General features: G+C 56.3%; 15 protein-coding genes. 7 read left to right on the top strand and 8 right to left on the bottom strand.

What is annotated here, in order from left to right:
- Positions 1–551: 551 nt before the first annotated feature.
- Positions 552–2,144 carry a methyl-accepting chemotaxis protein gene (locus CVE23_RS09735; RefSeq protein WP_241043414.1) on the bottom strand — a complete coding sequence of 531 codons (1,593 nt, stop codon included), beginning with the start codon at positions 2,142–2,144 and terminating at the stop codon, positions 552–554.
- Positions 2,145–2,980: 836 nt separating this feature from the next.
- On the opposite strand from CVE23_RS09735, the gene CVE23_RS09725 reads away from it, so the two are divergent.
- The 4 genes from CVE23_RS09725 to CVE23_RS09710 all read left to right on the top strand — a co-directional run bounded on the left by CVE23_RS09725 (position 2,981) and on the right by CVE23_RS09710 (position 6,471).
- A complete protein-coding gene (locus CVE23_RS09725) occupies positions 2,981–3,844 on the top strand; it encodes a LysR family transcriptional regulator (protein WP_038659472.1) in 864 nt (287 codons plus the stop codon).
- A 97-nt stretch (positions 3,845–3,941) separates the two neighbouring features.
- On the top strand, positions 3,942–5,063 hold the full coding sequence (locus tag CVE23_RS09720; RefSeq protein ID WP_049855402.1) for an S-(hydroxymethyl)glutathione dehydrogenase/class III alcohol dehydrogenase: 1,122 nt from the start codon (positions 3,942–3,944) through the stop codon (positions 5,061–5,063).
- Positions 5,064–5,083: 20 nt separating this feature from the next.
- Entirely contained in the window at positions 5,084–5,929 is an 846-nt protein-coding gene (fghA, locus tag CVE23_RS09715) for an S-formylglutathione hydrolase (RefSeq protein WP_049855403.1), read from the top strand.
- Between the two features lie 329 nt (positions 5,930–6,258).
- On the top strand, positions 6,259–6,471 hold the full coding sequence (locus tag CVE23_RS09710; RefSeq protein ID WP_038918819.1) for a KTSC domain-containing protein: 213 nt from the start codon (positions 6,259–6,261) through the stop codon (positions 6,469–6,471).
- 48 nt (positions 6,472–6,519) lie between these two features.
- Here CVE23_RS09710 and CVE23_RS09705 read toward each other — a convergent pair whose 3' ends face one another.
- A complete protein-coding gene (locus tag CVE23_RS09705; protein ID WP_100849427.1) occupies positions 6,520–7,608 on the bottom strand; it encodes an oxidoreductase in 1,089 nt (362 codons plus the stop codon).
- Positions 7,609–7,986: 378 nt separating this feature from the next.
- On the opposite strand from CVE23_RS09705, the gene CVE23_RS09700 reads away from it, so the two are divergent.
- Positions 7,987–9,498: a sugar ABC transporter ATP-binding protein gene (locus tag CVE23_RS09700; RefSeq protein WP_100849426.1), complete on the top strand. Its 1,512-nt coding sequence runs from the start codon at positions 7,987–7,989 to the stop codon at positions 9,496–9,498.
- 83 nt (positions 9,499–9,581) lie between these two features.
- Positions 9,582–10,502, top strand: a complete 921-nt coding sequence (locus CVE23_RS09695) for an ABC transporter permease (protein WP_225622680.1) — start codon at positions 9,582–9,584, stop codon at positions 10,500–10,502.
- A gap of 167 nt (positions 10,503–10,669) precedes the next feature.
- On the opposite strand, the gene CVE23_RS09690 is transcribed toward CVE23_RS09695, so the two are convergent.
- From CVE23_RS09690 to CVE23_RS09670, 5 genes are all read right to left on the bottom strand, one after another.
- Positions 10,670–11,743, bottom strand: coding sequence for an alpha/beta hydrolase (locus CVE23_RS09690; protein WP_100849424.1), 1,074 nt, complete (start codon positions 11,741–11,743; stop codon positions 10,670–10,672).
- Positions 11,740–12,486, bottom strand: a complete 747-nt coding sequence (locus tag CVE23_RS09685) for a 2-oxo acid dehydrogenase subunit E2 (protein WP_100849423.1) — start codon at positions 12,484–12,486, stop codon at positions 11,740–11,742. Before CVE23_RS09685 ends, CVE23_RS09690 begins: the two co-directional genes overlap by 4 nt.
- Positions 12,464–12,703, bottom strand: coding sequence for a phosphopantetheine-binding protein (locus CVE23_RS09680; RefSeq protein ID WP_038659498.1), 240 nt, complete (start codon positions 12,701–12,703; stop codon positions 12,464–12,466). The genes CVE23_RS09685 and CVE23_RS09680 overlap by 23 nt, the downstream gene beginning before the upstream one ends.
- 2 nt (positions 12,704–12,705) lie before the next feature.
- Positions 12,706–14,454, bottom strand: a complete 1,749-nt coding sequence (locus CVE23_RS09675) for an HAD-IIIC family phosphatase (protein WP_100849422.1) — start codon at positions 14,452–14,454, stop codon at positions 12,706–12,708.
- Between the two features lie 294 nt (positions 14,455–14,748).
- Positions 14,749–15,774, bottom strand: coding sequence for a beta-ketoacyl-[acyl-carrier-protein] synthase family protein (locus CVE23_RS09670; RefSeq protein ID WP_100849421.1), 1,026 nt, complete (start codon positions 15,772–15,774; stop codon positions 14,749–14,751).
- A gap of 676 nt (positions 15,775–16,450) precedes the next feature.
- Here CVE23_RS09670 and CVE23_RS09665 point away from each other — a divergent pair.
- Complete coding sequence (locus CVE23_RS09665; RefSeq protein ID WP_038918812.1) at positions 16,451–17,638, top strand: sugar transporter; 1,188 nt, start codon at positions 16,451–16,453, stop codon at positions 17,636–17,638.
- A 98-nt stretch (positions 17,639–17,736) separates the two neighbouring features.
- Here CVE23_RS09665 and CVE23_RS09660 read toward each other — a convergent pair whose 3' ends face one another.
- Positions 17,737–19,221: an amino acid permease gene (locus tag CVE23_RS09660; RefSeq protein ID WP_038918810.1), complete on the bottom strand. Its 1,485-nt coding sequence runs from the start codon at positions 19,219–19,221 to the stop codon at positions 17,737–17,739.
- Positions 19,222–19,226: the final 5 nt, after the last annotated feature.

Raw genomic sequence — 19,226 nt, 5'->3', positions numbered from 1 at the left:
TTCGCATCGTGACAAGAAAAACCCTGGTCAAACCGGCAAAGCCAGCGCTGAAAATCAGTCACAGCACTAATCTTTCCGGTGTAAACTATTGCCAATTAAACAAGTGAAATAGCACTTCAGTTTATCGTTTTCGTTGCTCAGAAAAATAATCCGAGAACCCGACAATCTTCACCTCAAAGATTATCTATTAAAAATTAAGCGAGCCTTAAATTAAAAAAGACAATTTCTTACGCGGTCACATTATAAAATATCTTTGTACCTTCCCTTTAATATTACTGACTATTTTCCTTTTGATTAAGGATACCTATTGTTGTCATCGTTATATCCTAACTTATTCCGGCGACAGGAAAGCCTTAGGCGAACGGGCCGTCATGCCGAAAAGACAAGGCAGAGAAACGGGATACAGAGCAGCCGACGCGGGCAACCTGCCAAGTGATGGGGCATGATTTAGGCGATTTTAGCGATAAAAAAACCACCGGTATTGAACCGGTGGTTTTTATTACGCGATCGGAGCAAGAGAAGCCGCGATGTTCACGACACGGCGTTTAATATTACCGGGACGGCGATACGCTCAATGCCAGTGGTGAAGAAGGCAGCATTCCGTTGGCGGAATAGCGGTGCTCCTCCTCCGACAGGCTGAATACGGTGACGGCGTCCGCCAGTTGCCGGGCCTGGGATTCCAGCGATGCCGCCGATGATGCCGCTTCCTCGACCAACGCCGCATTCTGCTGGGTCACGCTGTCCATTTCCGTCACCGCCTGACCCACCTGCATGATGCCATTCTTCTGCTCTTCAGACGCCGACGCGATATCGCGGATCAACGCATCCACGCTCATGATGCTGTTAATAATATCGCTCATTGCCGCACCAGCCTGCGTCAATTGGATGGATCCCGCTTCGACGCGCTGAACGGAATCGCCGATCAACGCACCGATATCCTTAGCCGCCTGGCCGCTACGCTGAGCCAGATTACGCACTTCGCCCGCCACCACGGCGAAACCGCGCCCGGCCTCGCCCGCGCGCGCCGCTTCCACCGCGGCGTTCAGCGCCAGAATATTGGTCTGGAAAGCAATGCCGTTGATCAGAGTGATAATGTCATTGATTTGACGTGAACTGTCAGAAATCCCCTTCATCATCGATTCCAGCGATTTGCCGGCTTCGCCGCCGCTGAGCGCGCGTTCGGTGGCTTCCTGCGCCAGCTTGCTCGCCTGCTTAAGGTTATCCGCGTTCTGGATAACCGTGGCGCTCAACTGTTCCATGCTGGCGGCCGTCTGTTGCAGCGCCGCGGCTTGTTCTTCCGTCCGGCTGGCCAGCTCGTCGTTGCCGCTTTTAATCTCGCTCGCGCCGACATGCAGCGCCGCCGAACTATCGCGGATCACGCTCACGGTATCGCGCAGATTGCTCTGCATTTGCCGGATGTAGGGAATCAGTTGCCCGACGCAGTTACGGCCAAACTCCTGCAAATCCGCGCCAAGACGCCCCTCCGTCAGGGCGGTCAGATGACGCTTGATATCCCCTACCGGTTTAACCAGATAGTTGACCAGATAGCGATCGCACAGAAGCAACGCCAGCAGCCCGAAAATCAGAGCGGCGCTCAGCACATCCCGGCTGATGGAAGCCAGACGATTCGCTTTGCTCAACGAATCGTCGACCTGTATCGCCTCGCCGTACTGCGCCACGTTGTTGCCAAACGCCTGCGCCAGCGCGGGGTAAACGTCCAGATAATAATGCTGGTATTCATCGAAGCGGCCGGCGCGGCTGGCGTTCAGCATCGGCATCAGCGCCTGGGAAATGGCGTTATCCCACGAGTCGGCGATTTGTCCCGCCAGCGTGGTGTTGATGCCGTCATGGCTGGCGGCGCGAAAGGTGGTCAGCAGCGTTCGGGTGCTGTCGAGGTTGCCCTGCACTTTTTGCAGCAGCGCCTGAGCCTGAGCGCTATCCCCCCGTTGCTGGAACAGCGTACTGCGGTTAATCAGCGCGATAGACTGGGTAAAGGCCTCGCGGCCGTTGGACAGAATAGTGTAATTTTTTTTCTCGGTCTGATTGGTGTCCAATAAGGACTCGATTTTATTTAATGACACGATAGTGGTAATCGCGCTGCCTCCCCAGATTAAAGTGAATCCGACGAGTATGATTAACAACATGGCCCTGATGGTGATATTTTTTAAAATGCGCATCATGATATCCAGATAGTGTGTGTCTGATTTGAATAATGTCTCATCCGCAGCGCAGCAAACGCGATGGCGCAAGGATGCATGGAGCTATTTACCCTAAATAATTCAAGTCGCGCGCAGGCAGCAACCCAGCGGCTCCCCGGTCGCCTACACGGGTAAGAGACGGGAGTCAGGGAACGCGACCAACACATCCGCAATTGAAATATGGCGGGTATAACGGGTAGGAGATCAGTCAGTTCTGACCGTCTGTGTCGTCCATAGGATGTCACAAAGAAAAAAGAGGAATAAACAGGCTCCGTGCCAAAACCCGAATCCCATCTTATCCTTACTCTGCGATAAAAAAAAAGCCGCGCTATTACCCGACGGCGGATTTAAATGTCACAAAAAATAAAAAAAACGGCGGCGAACGTCCGGTGTTTATAGATATCTCCCCTAAAATAATTCGAGTTGCAGACCGACGGCGACCAGGCGAATCCCCGGTCGCCGACTCTGGTTAGTATTGGGATGAGCTCGGCCAACCGGCGCCACGGCAATTTGCCGTCCGGCGGGGATAAACGGATAGTCAACGCTCGCCAATTACATGTTCGCCTAATCGGGGTTTTCCATATAACCATGACCACCGGTCTTTCATCACCGGTAGCACACATTGGGCCGTATCCGACACGGTGATGACGCCAAATGCATTTCCACACCGTTTCTGGCGGTCAGCAACCGGATCAACAACCGGGTTGCCAGTGGCAAACACAACCGTTACACTCAATATAAATAAACAACTCAACAAAAGTTATTCACGTAAAGAGAATAATATGGACCTAACCCAACTGCGTATGTTCTGTCTGGTGGCGGAAACCGGCTCGCTGGTGCGCGCGGCCGCACAGCTCGGCCGCGTGCCTTCCAACCTCACCACCCGGCTGCGCCAGTTGGAACAGGAACTGGGTACCGATCTGTTTATTCGTGAGCGCCAGCGCGTTCGCCTTTCACCGGCAGGCCATAATTTCCTGTGCTACGCCCAGCGTATTCTGGCGTTGAGCGATGAAGCGCTGGCGATGGCACACACCAGCGAACCCGCCGGCCTGTTCGCGCTGGGCGCAGTGGAAAGTCTGCTGATCACCGCGCTGCCCGAATTGCTGGCGCTGTACCACCGCCGCTATCCGCAGGTTCAGTTAGCGTTGCGCAGCGACACCTGCGGCGCGTTGCTGGATGCCGTGAACGCCGGCGAACTGGCTACGGCGCTGGTAACCGGGCCGATTAATCATGACGCCGTCAACAGTTGCCGGGTGTTTTCACAACAGCTGGCGCTGATTACCGCCGCCGGCATACCGCCGGTTTCTCAGGCGGCGCAGGTGCGTAATCTGCCGTTGCTGGCCTTCGCGTCCGGCTGCGGCTACCGCCAGCGGCTGGAAGGCTGGTTTCGCGGGCAGGGCATCTCGCCCGCCGCCGTGCTGGAAATGCCGTCGTATAGCGCCCTGCTGGCGGGCGTGGCCGGCGGCAGCGGCGTGGCGATGGTGCCGCTCAGCGTACTGGAAGCCCTGCCTGCCGGTCAGCAGGTTCAGGTCCATCACCTGCCTACCGACATTGCGTCGGTCAGCACCTGGCTTATCTGGCGGCGGGACGCCTTCGGTCCCAATGTCGAGGCGCTGAAAAAACTGATGATTGAAATCGGCGCCTGATGCATTCCCTGTCGGCATTCGATGTCAATGCCGCATTATCCCTGGCAGCCGCTGCGTCATTCCGGCGGCTGCGCCACTCTGAATAAGGAGCTTCACCATGCAAATGATCAAAACCCGCGCCGCCATCGCCTGGGGCCCCAACCAGCCGCTGTCCATTGAAGAAGTGGACCTGATGCCGCCGCAGAAAGGCGAAGTGCTGGTGCGCATCCTCGCCAGCGGCGTCTGCCATACCGATGCCTACACCCTGTCCGGTAAGGATCCGGAGGGCGTGTTCCCGGCGATCCTCGGCCATGAAGGCGCCGGCATCGTGGAAGCGGTAGGCGAAGGCGTGACCAGCGTGGCGGTCGGCGACCACGTCATTCCGCTGTACACCCCGGAGTGCGGCGAGTGCAAATTCTGCCGTTCTGGCAAAACCAACCTGTGTCAGGCCATCCGCGCCACCCAGGGCAAAGGTCTGATGCCGGACGGCACCACCCGTTTCTTCAAAGACGGCAAGCCGATTTTCCACTACATGGGCACCTCCACCTTTGCAGAACGCACCGTCGTGGCGGAAATCTCTCTGGCGAAAATCAATAAGGAAGCGCCGCTGGAAGAAGTGTGCCTGCTGGGTTGCGGCGTGACCACCGGCATGGGCGCCGTGACCAACACCGCCAAGGTGAAACCGGGCGACACCGTGGCGATCTTCGGTCTGGGCGGCATCGGTCTGTCCGCCATCATCGGCGCGAAAATGGCGGGCGCCGGTCGCATCATCGGTATTGACCTTAACACCAGCAAGTTCGATCTGGCCCGCAAACTGGGCGCGACCGATCTGGTCAATCCGAAAGATTACGACAAGCCGATCCAGGAAGTGATCGTCGACATGACCGACGGCGGCGTGGATTTCTCCTTCGAGTGTATCGGTAATGTCAACGTGATGCGTTCCGCGCTGGAGTGTTGCCATAAAGGTTGGGGCGAGTCGGTCATCATCGGCGTGGCTGGCGCAGGCGAAGAGATCGCCACCCGTCCGTTCCAGTTGGTGACCGGGCGCGTATGGCGCGGTTCCGCCTTCGGCGGCGTCAAAGGCCGTAGTCAGTTGCCGGGAATCGTTCAGCGCTATCTGGACGGTGAATTCCAGCTCAACGACTTCATCACCCACACCATGCCGCTTGAGCAGATCAACGAGGCATTCGATCTGATGCACGAAGGGAAATCCATTCGCTCCGTGGTTCATTTCAACTGATGACAGGAAACTCGCACACCATGACTGCGTCACTGGAATTGCTGGAAGAACACCGGTTGTTCGGCGGCTGGCAGCGGCGTTACCGCCATGCCTCCGCCACGTTGAACTGCGACATGACCTTCAGCGTGTTTTATCCTCCCCTCGCCGGGGAGGCTCCGCCGCCGGTGCTGTACTGGCTGTCGGGGCTGACCTGCAACGACGAGAATTTCACCTTCAAGTCCGGCGCCCAGCGGGTGGCGGCGGAACTGGGGCTGGCGCTGGTGATGCCGGACACCAGTCCGCGCGGCGATGAGGTTGCGGACGACGCCCAGTACGATCTGGGTAAAGGCGCCGGTTTTTATGTCAACGCCACGCAATCCCCCTGGGACCGGCATTTCCGCATGTTCGACTATATCAGCGACGAACTGCCGGCGCTGGTGCGCCAGCACGTCAGCGCCAGCGATCGGGTCGCCATCAGCGGTCATTCGATGGGCGGGCACGGCGCGCTGATGCTGGCGCTGCGCCATCCGGGGCGTTTTCGTTCGGTGTCGGCCTTTGCGCCAATCGTCAACCCGACGCAGGTGCCCTGGGGGCAGAAAGCCTTCAGCGCCTATCTGGGCGACGACCGCCAGCAGTGGCTGCAGTACGACAGTTGTCATCTGCTCGCTCACAGCGACGCGCCGCTGCCGACGTTGATCGATCAGGGCGACGGCGACAGCTTCCTGCCCGTCCAGCTTCAGCCGGAGCAGTTGGAAGCCGTCGCCAGCGCACGGCAATGGCCGCTGACGCTGCGTATTCAGCCGGGTTATGACCACAGCTACTACTTCATCGCCAGCTTTATCGAAGATCATCTGCGTTTTCATGCAAAGCACTTGCAGTCGAACTGATCAGAGTTGTTTAATAATGCGATAAAACCGGCACAACAGACGGTTCAGATTGAACCACCGCTGATGTGCCGGTATGACATTAAAAACGTGATCGCCACCAAAACAGGAATTCATCCTGACAGCCAATCGTTGACTGACGGATAGATTCCTGCAAACGTGGCATCATCTGCCGATGTGCAGGTGAAATAGGGAAATAATAAGCTGTTCTTGTATTCTTTCGTCTGTTTTGCTGACGATTTTTTCGACCCTCTGGCGTCGACGTTGACCAAAAAAAACACAGCAAGTAACATTACCGTTACATCGCAACCATCAACAGGGAGCAATTTGTTTTGCAACGCAAACGTGTATCTTCCACCGAGCTGTTTGCCGTAGGTTACGATTCGGAAACCAGCACATTAGAAGTAGAATTACTGAACGGCAGTCTGTTTCAGTACAAAAACGTAGCACGAATGATTTATGAGGAGTTAATGGCCTCTAACGCCAAAGCGCGTTATTACGCACGTTACATCAGGAATTCCTTTCCGTATGACAAACTGCAATAACCCAGCCCTCAATGACGGGGCGGTTTAAAAAACCGCCCCGTTGCTTTATTAGCCGTTCGCCAGTTCCACTGCCCGGAACGCGGTCAGTAGCGTGTCAGCGTCCAGCGGACCGGGCAGATAATGAATGGATTCGCCACTCTGCAAAGTACGGGCGATGACCGCCTGCAATGCCGCTTCATCGCTAATATCCACATCCAGTTCGGCCAGCGACACCGGCAGCCCGAAGACCCGGAACGCCGCTTTCAGCTGACGCAGCGTATCGGTTTGCCCCAGCAGCGCGCACTGTACCAGAATGCCGTAGGCTACTTTGGTGCCATGCAGAAAATGCGCCGTCTGCGGCAGTACCGTCAAACCGTTGTGCACCGCGTGCGCCGCCGCCACCCGGGTGTAACGCTCGCCCAACCCGCCCACCATGCCGCCGCCGGCGATAATCGCGTCGACAACATCCAGAAAATCCTGGTTCAGCGTGGCATTATGCGCCGCCTTCAACGCAGATTCGCTCTGGTTCAGCAGCACATCGCGGATATCCTGCGCGGTCTGCAAACCCAGACGCACCGTCAGCGACAGGGTTTCCGGCTGCGGGCTTAACACCACCGCCTCATACCATTTCGCCAGCGTATCGCCGATCCCCGCCAGCAAGTACTCCACCGGCGCCGCCAGCAGAATACGCGGTTCCACCAGCACCAGATGGTTGGCATCGTTGAAAATCTCGAATCGCAGCGCCTGCCCGGCCTCGTTGTACCAGACCGAGAGCGGCGTCCAGGCGGCGCAGGTCGCGGCAATGGTCGGAATCGCCACCAGCGGCAGGCCAAGACGACGCGCCACCACCTTGGCGGTGTCCAGCACCGCGCCGCCGCCCACGCCAATCACCACGGTGCGGTCATCGCCCGCCGCCGCCGTCAACCGCGCAATTTCATTTTCACTGCAGTGTGCCGAAAAACCGGCCAACCGGGCCGTCGGCGCAGAAAACGCCGCCGGCAGATAAGCGTGCGTCGCCGCCAGCGCGCGTTCGCCGTGTATCCAGAACGCGCGGGCCAGCACCTCGTCCGGATAAAATTCGTTCAGCTTGTCGATCGCCCCTGGGAAAGAAAAATAGTTGGCCGGTCCCACCTGGACCCGAATATCAGTGCTACTCATTACGGATACATTCCTGTCTGAATAAATTCTTGTCGTCACACAAAATAATTCGAGTTGCGGTCAGACGGCAACCGTGTAAATGCCCAGGCGCTTACATGGATCAGTGACCGAAGCGAACGAGGGCGGCCGACGCACCGGCAACGTAAAGCATGACGGGTAGAGATAATGCGCTGTTTAATCTGGAATCCTGCGCGGAAAAGCCCTCTTTAGGGATAGCCGGCGCGGGTCTTAATAACGTTTTTGCTTAAGTTATGCTTTTTCATTTCTTCTCTGGGGCGTCCGCAAGCCCATTCAGGCATTCCATTCTGCGGTTAATATGATATTTTTCAACGTCGACCTCCCGTCATTATCGCTGTTAAGAACCCGTTGTTGTCAATTATGTCCATAAACCCGCGTTCGCGTCTGGAAATGCGCTACATTTCCATCTCTTTTGCCGGATTCCCGGCGCTCAGACAGGTGAATTTCACGCTGGAAGGCGGATCTATCCACGCGCTGACCGGCGCCAACGGCGCGGGAAAATCCACGCTGATGGCGATTCTTTCTGGATCTTATGACCATTACAGCGGAGATATCCTGCTGGATGGCGAAAAAGTCGCAATTCATTCTCCCCGCGACGCCAAACGCCACGGTATTCATCTGGTTCAGCAGGAAGTGGACGCCGCGCTGGTCCCTACGCTGTCGGTGGCGGAAAATATCATGCTGGACCAGTTGGCACAGAGCGGTCACGTGCTCAACTGGTCAACGCTTTACCAGCAGGCGCAGGCCTTGCTGACGCAACTGGGGGTCAGCATCAATGTCCGCCAGCGGCTGGAACAGTGTACGCTGGCGGAAAAACAGCAAATCCTGCTGGCGCGCGCCCTCTCCCACCGCTGCCGGTTTCTGATTCTTGACGAACCTACCGCCCCGCTCGACCAGGAAGAAAGCGCCCGGCTGTTCGCCGTCGTGCGCCGTCTGCAGCAGGACGGTATCGGCATCGTCTTCATTTCGCACCGTATCCACGAACTGAAAGCCATCTGCGATACGTTGACCGTGTTGCGCGATGGGCAGTTTGTCAGCAGCGGCCCAATGCAGGGGCTAAGCGGCGGGGAAATTGTCGAGCGGATGCTGGGTCATCGGTTGGATGATATTTTCCCGCCGCGCCGCACGCTCACGGACGCAGAGCCGCTGTTGCAGGTAGACGGTCTGCATGACGACACCCTGCTGCACAACATTTCGCTCCGGCTGCGCAAAGGCGAGATTCTCGGCATCGCCGGTCTTGCCGGCGCCGGTAAGACCGAGCTGTGCAAGGCGCTGTTCGGCGCCGCCCGCAGCCGCATCGACTCCGGACGCTATCAGGGAAAGCCCTGGCGCCCTACCTCGCCGGCCGACGCGGTCCAGCAGGGTATCGCACTGGTGCCGGAAGAGCGGCGCAAAGAAGGCATATTTATTGACGAATCCGTCACCATGAATCTCAGCATCAGCGCCAGCGACAGCTTTTCCCGCTACGGCGTTTTCGGTCACGGTCAGGCGCTGACCTGGGCCCGCGATTTGATCCAGCAGCTGACCATCCGCACCAGCGGGCCGCAACAGCGGTTGCGCCGTCTGTCCGGCGGCAATCAACAAAAAGTGGCGATCGGCAAATGGCTGCGCAGCGACGTGCAGGTGTTGATTCTGGATGAACCCACCAAAGGCGTGGACATCAAAGCCAAACAGGATTTATTTACCCTGATCGATTCGCTGGCGCAGCAGGGCAAAGGCGTGATTTACGCCTCCGGCGAGTTCTCCGAACTGGTGGGCCTGTGCGACCGAATCTGCGTGCTGTGGGACGGGCGTATCGTCGCCGAACTGGACGGCGCCGACGCCGACGAAGAGACGTTGTTACTTTATTCAACCGGAGGAACTCCCGCGTGAGTCAGCCACTTGCATCCAACGGCGCGCCCAACGAAGCGCTCCCCTTTCACCACCGCCTGTTTGACCTGTTCTACAAATGGGGGATGCTGATTACCGTCGTCGCGCTGATCGCCCTGTTCGGGCTGGCGTCGGACAATTTTCTGGATCCGAACAACATCATCAATATCCTGCGTTCCATCGCCATCGTCACGGTGATCGCGATAGCCGTTTCCATCTCGCTGTCGGTCGGCGGTTTCGACCTGTCGGTCGGGTCGACCGCCTCGCTGGCGAACGCGCTGGTTGTCTCGCTGTTCGTCTGGCACGGTTTTGGCACCACCGGCGCGATTGTATTGACGCTGACGCTGTGTCTGCTGGTGGGGCTGTTCAACGCGTTTTTGATTGTGATATTGCGGATTCCCGACATGCTGGCGACGCTGGCCAGCCTGTTCGTGATTCAGGGCGTCGCCATGACCTACAGCTACGGCGGCTCCATCACCCAAAATATGCTGCTGCCGAGCGGCGAGATGGCGGAAGGCGTAATCCCCGAGGTGTTCGCCACGCTGGGACAGGTGCCGGTGATTGTGGTGATCATGCTGGTGGTGACGGTGCTGGTGCAACTGTATATGTCGCTGACCAAGCACGGCCGCCGCATGTACGCGATTGGCGGTAATCCGGAAGCCGCGCGGCTGGCCGGTATTCGCACTGCCCGTTACCGCGTGCTGGCCTATCTGCTTTCGTCGCTGCTGGCCGCGCTGGGCGGCATCCTGCTGGCGTCCCGCATCGGCTCTTCGCAGGTCAACGCCGGCGGCGGGTACCTGATGGACGCGGTGGCCGCCGCCTATATCGGTTTTTCGCTGGCCGGTTCCGGCAAACCCAATGCGTTGGGAACGCTGGTCGGCGCGGTGATCCTCGGCGTGCTGCAAAACGGGCTGGTGATGCTGTCCGTGCCTTACTACGCCATGGATATCATCAAAGGTCTGGTGCTGGCGCTGGCGCTGGCGCTGACCTATTTCCAGAAACGCTGACCGACGAGACGGCGCGGCACATAAAAAATGGGGCCGGTATTACCGCCCCAACGCGCCGCGCCCGGCATTGCCGGCTCCGTGTACCGACCCGCTTCTACGCGGTGCTCTGTGCGTCGATTGCCGCGTTTAGGATCCGCGTCGGCACACGAATCCTGACGAGACACCGCCTATCGCTTCAGACGCCGCAGGATGCGAAACCCCAGCCTGGCGACGCCGGCCAGAACCCGCGACAGGCGCAGCGAATCCAGCAACGACCACAGCAAATAAACCCGCACGGTTTTGCCGTACCCGGGCGACCCATGCACGTCATCCAGCGACAGAATATGGTGCTGCCGGGACAACCGGCGGATCGTGTCCGCTTCGACGTTCGGGATCACTTCGTCGCGCAGGCTCTGAACGTAATACAGTCTGACGCCATGGTTGATATCCTCCTGGCGCATCACAAACGTGGTATCGAGGTAACGAAATACCTTGTCGTCGTCATCCAGTTCCGGATGCGTTTTCCCCACGTTATGCCCGATGACCAACCGTGTAACGTAAGGTAGCCGCCGATAGACATCCCGATCGTGGTACAGCGAATCCAGCGGCGTGCCCGCCATAGTGATGCCCACGATGCGGCTGTCGGTCAGGCTGTTCTTGTACGCGATAAACCCGCTGAAACTCAGGCCGAAAATATGGCACCGGATGTCGGATCGATCCTGGGCGAGGTAATCCAGCACGTCGCTGTACATGCGGAAGGATTGTTCGTTGTAGGGCAACTGGTTTTCCCCCACCCCCGGCATTTCCGTCAACACCACGGTAACGTCGAAACGTTCGAACAGACCCACCAGATGCACCCACTGCTCTTTCAGCGAGATAATGCCCCCATTAATAATGACGACGTTGCCGGTGTTCTTTTTTCTGACGTAGCACACCTGCCGCCCCTGCGACAGACTGACCCTCGTCACCGTGCCGCTCTCGATATACTGCCGGCGGAACAACCGTTGACAATGCCGGTTGCTCTCATGCTGGAGCGGTGTTTCCGGATAGGGAAAACGCGCCAGGTTGTAAAGCGAACACGCCTTGAGCAATTCACCTTGATTTTCATAATTTTGCGCCTGACGGTAAAACACCTGGCTCCAGCTATGCGGCAAATCGTCGCCCAGATGATGAATATCCGGCAGGATGGCGCGGGTTTCCGCGCCGACATTCAGCACATTGCTGTGCAGCAGCACAAAATTCTTGAGTTCATCAAGCATCATGATGATGACTCCAGTGCAAAACCTTCCATGTTGCTTTTTATCTGCGCCAGAAACTCTGACGCCAGCCGGCCGTCCAGCACGCGATGGTCGAAAATCATCGACAGATTCGCCACGTGCGACACCGCCACGTCATGCGAGTTTCGCGACAACTTTTCGTTAATCAACCCCAGCGTAAACGTGAACGTGGAACCGGATATGGGGATACAGGCGTCGGGGCTGTTTTTCCCCAGCGATGTCACGGTGAAGCTGCCCCAGGTTTCCGCCTGCCGCGTCGGCGACAGCATCGCCAGCCGCAGCAACAGGCCGGCCAGTAACGGCGGCAATCGCTGAATAAGGCGAATTTTCTCGTAATGCTCGCTGGTAGCCGCGTCCTCCTGCTTGAACTGCTGCAGCGCCCGTTCGATATCGGCAACAGACAGCCGATCCGTATTGCTGATCACCCGCGAATACACCCCGGACACGCCGTTCAGCACCTTTTCCAGCGTCACCCGGGTACTGATGTTGTCCGGGCAAATCAGCGTGCTGTCGCTGCCGAATCGGACCATCGCGTTCAGTTGCGGAAACTGACGCAGCGCCTCGCTGATCGCCTTGATGGTAATCGCCGTCATGCTGCGCTGCAGCCCGCCCGCCACAATGCGCGAGACATCTATCTCGCGCATGACGGTAATGGCCGGAATGCCCCTGGATATCGCCAGAAAAGAGAGCGTCTGGCGCCTTTCCCTAGAAACTTTCAGTAACTTCATGGCTCACAACCCTGTAAATGTCATTCAGCGTGGTGCACTGCAATACCTTCTCGACATCGATTTTGACGCTCTGCTGTTTTTCGATTTCCATCAACAGATAGACGAAGGTCAACGAGTCCCACTCCGGAAGGTTGGTCAAATCTTCCTGCGCCTGCTCGGTCGCCAGCGCCATGCCGGTTTTGGTGTTGATAAAGCCGATAAAATCGTCCAGTTTCATGGTCATTCCCCTTCTTTGACAGTGACGGTATTACTGTTCTCGGTCAGCAACGCGGGCGCCGGGTCGATAACGGTGAACACATTGCTTGCGGTTTCGCCGAACCCGCAATCCGGATAAAAACGCTGGAATTTTTTATTTTTTTCGGTCGGACCGTACGCGGCGGTAATCCGGTCGACACCTCGCGCCCGGCACAAGCCGAACAGCCAGCGCATCGCCGCGAACTCGATCTGACGCCCGAAGATACGGCAGCTCATGATGAAGTTATCGATGTGGCAGCCATCGCCGTCGAAACGCAGAAATATCGCGCCGATGGTGCCGTAGTCGCCGATTCGGTCGCGGCATGCCAGCGTAACCGCCAGATGCCCTTCCCGTGCGAGGTAGCCGGCCACGTCCTGCGTGGTCATCCGTTGCGTCGTCATATTGAACTGGTTGGTGCGCAGCGTCAGTTGCGATACGCGATCCAGCGTGGACGTTTCCACCGGCAGGATAGTCAGCGTCATGCCCAGGCTGGACAGAAAGGCGTGGTCATCCGCAAATTCTTTTTGCAGCTCCGTGCGGAGTTTATTCTGCGCATAGCTCAGATTGCGCATGCGGTCATCGCTGCTGATGGTCGGACGCAGGAAATAGTCGGCGGCGATCAATGCGGCGACGTTCTCCGCCACGTCGCCGGAAAATTCCAGCACGGTGATGGCTGGAATACGGGCCTTGACTTCCGCGCATTCGAACGCCGAGTCGTCAATAAAAAGCATGTGTTCCGGGGAGATATTCAACTCGTTGGCGATGTTCAGGATGTTGCCGCTTTTCCCCTGCCAGTTGGCGCTGACCACGGAAAATTTGTCCAGCGAAATGCGCATCTCGTCGGCGCGGCGTTTAAACGCCTCTTCCACATTCTCCAGATTGTTTTTGCTGCAAATGGCCAGAATGACGCCCTGATCGTACAGATGGCGCAGATACTCCTGATAGCGCAGGTGCCCCGTGCCGATATGTTTATCCGCCATCAGAATGCCGTCGGCGCCGTCGTCCGCCAAAATGCCCTTCCACAGCGTGTTATCCAGATCGCTGACCACGCATTTCAGCGTTTTCCCCAGCGCGTGCCGGATAGCGGCGACGCCGGCGCGCGCAATAACGTCCAGCGCATCCAGACCCACGCCCAGACCGAGTAACTGCGCCGCTCGGCGGGTGGCCGCATCCTCCACTGTCCCGCCGGTCTCCTGCAGATCGACCACCGTCACGCGATCTTCCGTCTGCCCCAGCGCCAAAAGATACGCGTTGAACTCGCCGATCAGTTGCTTCAACGCCGCCCGCTGATCCTGCGCGATAATCTGTTTGAGCTGCGATTCAGCGATATGGACGGTGTTCAGCACAATGCGGGCATCGCAGCCGACAGCGGAAAAATTCAGCAGATACGCCAGCCGACTTTTGTGCTCCCGGATATTGTCGCGGATATCGTCCACCGGCAGCAGCGAACCAATGTCGTTTTCGATAAAGGAAGAATCAAGGACATAAAAATGAAATTGCGCCCCGAACGTCTTGATATCGGCGGCATTACCCAAAACGTGGGGAAAATAGTCGCTGTAAATACCGTCATAAAAGGATGGATAACAGCCCAGGTCATTCAGGTTGAACGTAATCAGATCATTCAATGCTTTATGATTAAAATTGCTGAAAGTGGCTATGTTAACGATGCGCTTTCCTTCCGATGCAATTTTTTTCGAGGCGGCGATCCGACTTAATGCATTGTCCTGTTTCATAAATGTCCTTATTCTCTTTATCCTTACGCGCTTGTCGGTTGCCCTGCAACTCGAATTATTTCGGATAGATACCCGAAATAATTCGAATTGCGGGAAGGCGGCGACGCAGCGAATCCCCAGGAGCTTACTGAAGTCAAGTGACTGGGGTAAGCGACAACGCTGCCGGAAGCAGCGTTGAACGCGGTTTACCTCAGCCCCGCAGGGGCGAGGCCCAAGGATGGGCCGAGTAATAAAGCCAACGCGCCTGCAACTTGAAGTATGACGGGTATAGATAAAAGGTCTTTTTACATGATGCTATAAAAGGCCTTTCCTGTTTCGCAGAATCAGACCACCCGCCAGCCAACGCGATGACTCAACAGAAATACCGATGGCGCATTCATTGGCAAGAGAGATATCGCTGAATTCTTTTATCTGAAAAAATAACGCAGCATTAGCGGTATTACCGATTTCATCCACCAGGCTGAATACTTCATCTGCCGTATAACCGATATCGGACAAAATTTTCTCCAGCATCGAACCGGAAAGTTGCGGCGGCAGCAGCCAGTCCGGACGCCCGCCTAATTTATCCGTTAATGCATTGATCGTATCCTGGGTAATACCCGGCACCAGTTTCTCAATCAATTTATATTCTTCATTCAGCAAAGCGCCATAATCAATATCATTACGGGTGCCACGCCAATTTGCCAATTGCCCAACCACTTCATCAACACCCAGATATTTAAAAGAAATATGTTCAATCTCAATACTGGATGCGGATGACTGATTGGAGAGCAGGCATCCACCGACACCGTCGCCAAACAGCGTATAATTCACCAGTTCTTTCGTTTCTTTCTTACCGGCATGTTCATCAAAGATATCCAGGAATTTATAAGCTGTCTCAACCCCGATGACCAGGCCGTTGTCCAGGCCATTGTCCGGCGCCGCCACCAGCTCACGAGCCAGCTTGAGCGCCTGTACCGCGCCGGAACACCCCGAAACAATCTGGTAGGTTTCTATCTGCCGAAACCCCATGGCATGACACGCCTGATTTACACTACTTGGCAACAGCGTATCAGGCGTAGCGGACGCTACGATAATAAAATCGATGCGTTCTTTACTTATGCCGGAACTGGAAAGGAGTTTCTTGATTACGATGGTAATTAATTCCGCTGACGACGCGATAGGTTTACCGGTATTCATATTAACGGCAAAATGCCGACCGGTATTCCCGAAAAGCTTTTTAATTAACTCAGGTTTAAATCCGATTTTATTTCCCAACTCCTGATTACTAATAATCGGGCCAGGCAAATAGGTTTCCACCGCATTAATATATACGCTCATTGCTGTTCCCTCATCGAAGCTTGTGATAAAGTTCTCACACCTGTTTTTCTTTTGCAACCGCAATTTCATGCATCATTATAAAAAGCTATTCCACCTTATGCATGTTACCACTCTGTAAAATAAAACAATTACCAGGGTAATTCTTAGGCATACCAGTTTATTTTTCTATGGTTAGGCATAACAAATAGTAAAAACCCCACAAAAAAAATAACAAGACGGCTATTCAGAAGTTATAAACCCCTGCCAAAAGCAAAATCCCCGGCATTCATTTGGAAAATGTAAAGCGTAATAAAATCGTCATATATTCGCATACAAAGAATATTCATAATTAATATTTTCGTTGCGTCACAATAGCCAAACACCAAAGAAAACAAATAATATTTCTTTATGTAGCTTATTTAAAATAAGCAAATACAACAAAATAATAATATTCATTATGTCGCATAATTTTGAACGTCAATTATTGGCGGCATAATTCTATCTACAATAATATTAGGCGGTCTTCGCAACGATGCCTGCTATCGGCACGGACGCCAAACGGCCGTCGAAAGCAGCGCGCCGAGCCACGATTCAGGCGCGGCGTCCCCTGATTGAAATGTGATCGTAATCGCATTTTAACCCACGATTGACTACAATAGGCCGTTCGCAATTTGTAATACCCGACTGGAACCTGACTATGACATCCGCTTCCCCCTCACGCTCCACCGCCTGGTTACGCGTGGTGACGCTGGCTGTGGCCGCGTTCATCTTCAACACCACGGAATTTATTCCAGTGGGGCTGCTGAGCGACATCGCCAACACCTTTGCCATGAAAACCGAAGATGTCGGTCTGATGATTACTATTTATGCCTGGATTGTGGCGGTGGCTTCGCTGATCTGCATGTTGCTGACCAGCGGTATTGAGCGTCGTAAATTGCTGATCGGCCTGTTTAGCCTGTTTATCGTCAGCCACCTGTTGTCTGCCGTGGCCTGGAACTTTACCGTGCTGGTCATTTCCCGCGCCGGTGTGGCGCTGGCGCACTCGGTATTCTGGTCGATTACCGCCTCGCTGGCGATTCGCATGGCGCCTCCCGGCAAACGCGCGCAGGCACTGGGGCTGATCGCCACCGGGTCGTCGCTGGCGATGGTGCTGGGGCTACCGCTAGGAAGGGTGATTGGTCAGTATCTCGGCTGGCGTGTGACCTTCCTGACCATTGCCGCCGGCGCCACGGTCGCCATGATCATGCTGGCGCGCTTGCTGCCGCTGCTGCCAAGCGAACATTCCGGCTCGCTGTCCAGCGTGCCGAAGCTGTTCCGCCGCCCGGCGCTGGTCGGCATCTACCTGCTGACCGTGGTGGTGGTGACCGCGCATTTCACCGCCTACAGCTATATCGAACCGTTTATCCAGACGGTGGCCGGTCTGCCGGAAAACTTCACTACCCTGATTTTGCTGTTGTTCGGCTGCGCCGGGATCGTGGGCAGTATGCTCTATAGCCGTTACAGCGAGCGCTTCCCGATTGGCTTTCTGGTGACCGCCATGTTGCTGCTGCTGGCCTGTCTGACGCTGCTGATGCCGCTGTCCGGTTATCCGTTCGGCCTGACGCTGCTGTGTCTGGTGTGGGGGCTGGCGATGATGTCCATCGGGCTGGCAATGCAGGCCAAAGTACTGTCGCTCGCGCCTGACGCCAGCGATGTCGCCATGTCGATTTTCTCCGGGCTGTTCAACCTCGGCATCGGCGGCGGCGCGCTGCTGGGCAGTCAGGTCAGCCTGCATCTGGGGATGGACAAAATCGGTTATGTCGGCGCGCCGCTGGTGCTGGCGGCGTTGTTCGCCACCCTGCTCAGCGTTTACCGCAACGTGCGGCTGGTGCATTCCCGCATTTGAGTTCCATCTTTTTCGTTCATAAAAGGCGTTCATAACAAGCGCTCATAAAAAAAGCCAGTCGCTAATCCGACTGGCTTTTTTGTTTACGAAACAGTTAGTTAATTTTCCTCGGAACGATGCTCAGGAAACGTCATCTCGCTGTATTTCACCACCCGCGAACCTTTTACCAACCGGTAGCCGAACCAGATAACCAGAAACAGCGGAATACCGATGTAAGTCGCCGTCACCGCGGACCAGTCGATCTTGTCGGCCAGAAACGCCTGATAGTTCTGGCCCAGCGTAATAATCAGGCACAGTACGAAGGCAAAGATCGGGCCCAGCGGGAAGAAACCGGAACGGTACGGCAGCGCGTTCAGATCGCGCCCCTGCATAACGTAGCCGCGACGGAAACGATAGTGGCTGATGGCAATCCCCAGCCAGGCGATGAACCCGGTCATGCCGGAGGTATTCAGCAGCCACAGGTATACCGTCTGGTTGCCGAACATGGAAGACAGGAAGCACAGGCCCGCCACCACCGTGGTGGCGTACAGCGCGTTGCGCGGCACCCCGCCTTTGGACAGTTTGCCGAAGCAGGCCGGCGCCTTGCCTTCCTGCGCCAGCGTAAACAGCATGCGGGTGGACGCGTACATGCCGGAATTACCCGCCGACAGCACCGCGGTCAGGATCACCGCATTCATCACCGCCGCCGCCGACAGCAGGCCAGCGTTCTCGAACACCAGCGTGAATGGACTGACGCTGATGTCTTTCACATCATTGCGCAGCAGGTTCGGGTCGGTGTAAGGAACCAGCAGACTGATGATCAGAATGGCGAAAATATAGAACAGCAGAATACGCCAGAACACCTGACGAACCGCTCGCGGAATGTTGGTCTGCGGATCTTTTGATTCCCCCGCCGCCACGCCAATCAGCTCCGTGCCCTGGAACGAGAAGCCGACAATCATCGCCACGCCGATCATGGCGGAAAAACCGCCGGCGAACGGCGCATCGCCAATCTGCCAGTTATGCCAGCCCGCGTGCTCGCCTCCGCGCAGAATGCCGATCATCATCATCAGCCCGACCGCGATAAACAGGATTACCGTGGTGACCTTAATCAGCGAGAACCAGTATTCCGCTTCGCCAAACCCTTTGACGGAGATGTAGTTCAGCAAAAACATCAGCGACAGGAACAGCGCGCTCCACACCCAGCCGGGCACCGACGGAAACCAGTATCCCATCACCAGTTGCGCCGCCACCAGGTCGACCGCGATGGTCACCGCCCAGTTGTACCAGTAGTTCCAGCCCAGCGCGAAGCCAAACCCTTCTTCCACATAGCGCGCGCCATAGGTGGAGAACGAGCCGGAAACCGGCATGAATGCCGCCAGCTCGCCAAGACTGGTCATCAGGAAATAGACCATCAGGCCGATCAGCGCATAGGACAGCAGCGCGCCGCCGGGGCCGGCCTGCGACACCGTCGCGCCGGAGGCGACAAACAATCCGGTGCCGATCGAACCGCCAATGGCGATCATCGTCAAATGCCGCGCTTTCAGCTCACGGCGCAGTGTGGTTCCCCGCTGTTCGGCGGAGTGAGTGTCATGTTGAGCCATTACAA

The sequence above is a fragment of the Dickeya fangzhongdai genome, from assembly GCF_002812485.1.
GTDB lineage: Bacteria > Pseudomonadota > Gammaproteobacteria > Enterobacterales > Enterobacteriaceae > Dickeya > Dickeya fangzhongdai.
Note: the sequence above shows the minus strand (reverse complement) of the source record. Positions and strands in the feature narration are given on the sequence as shown.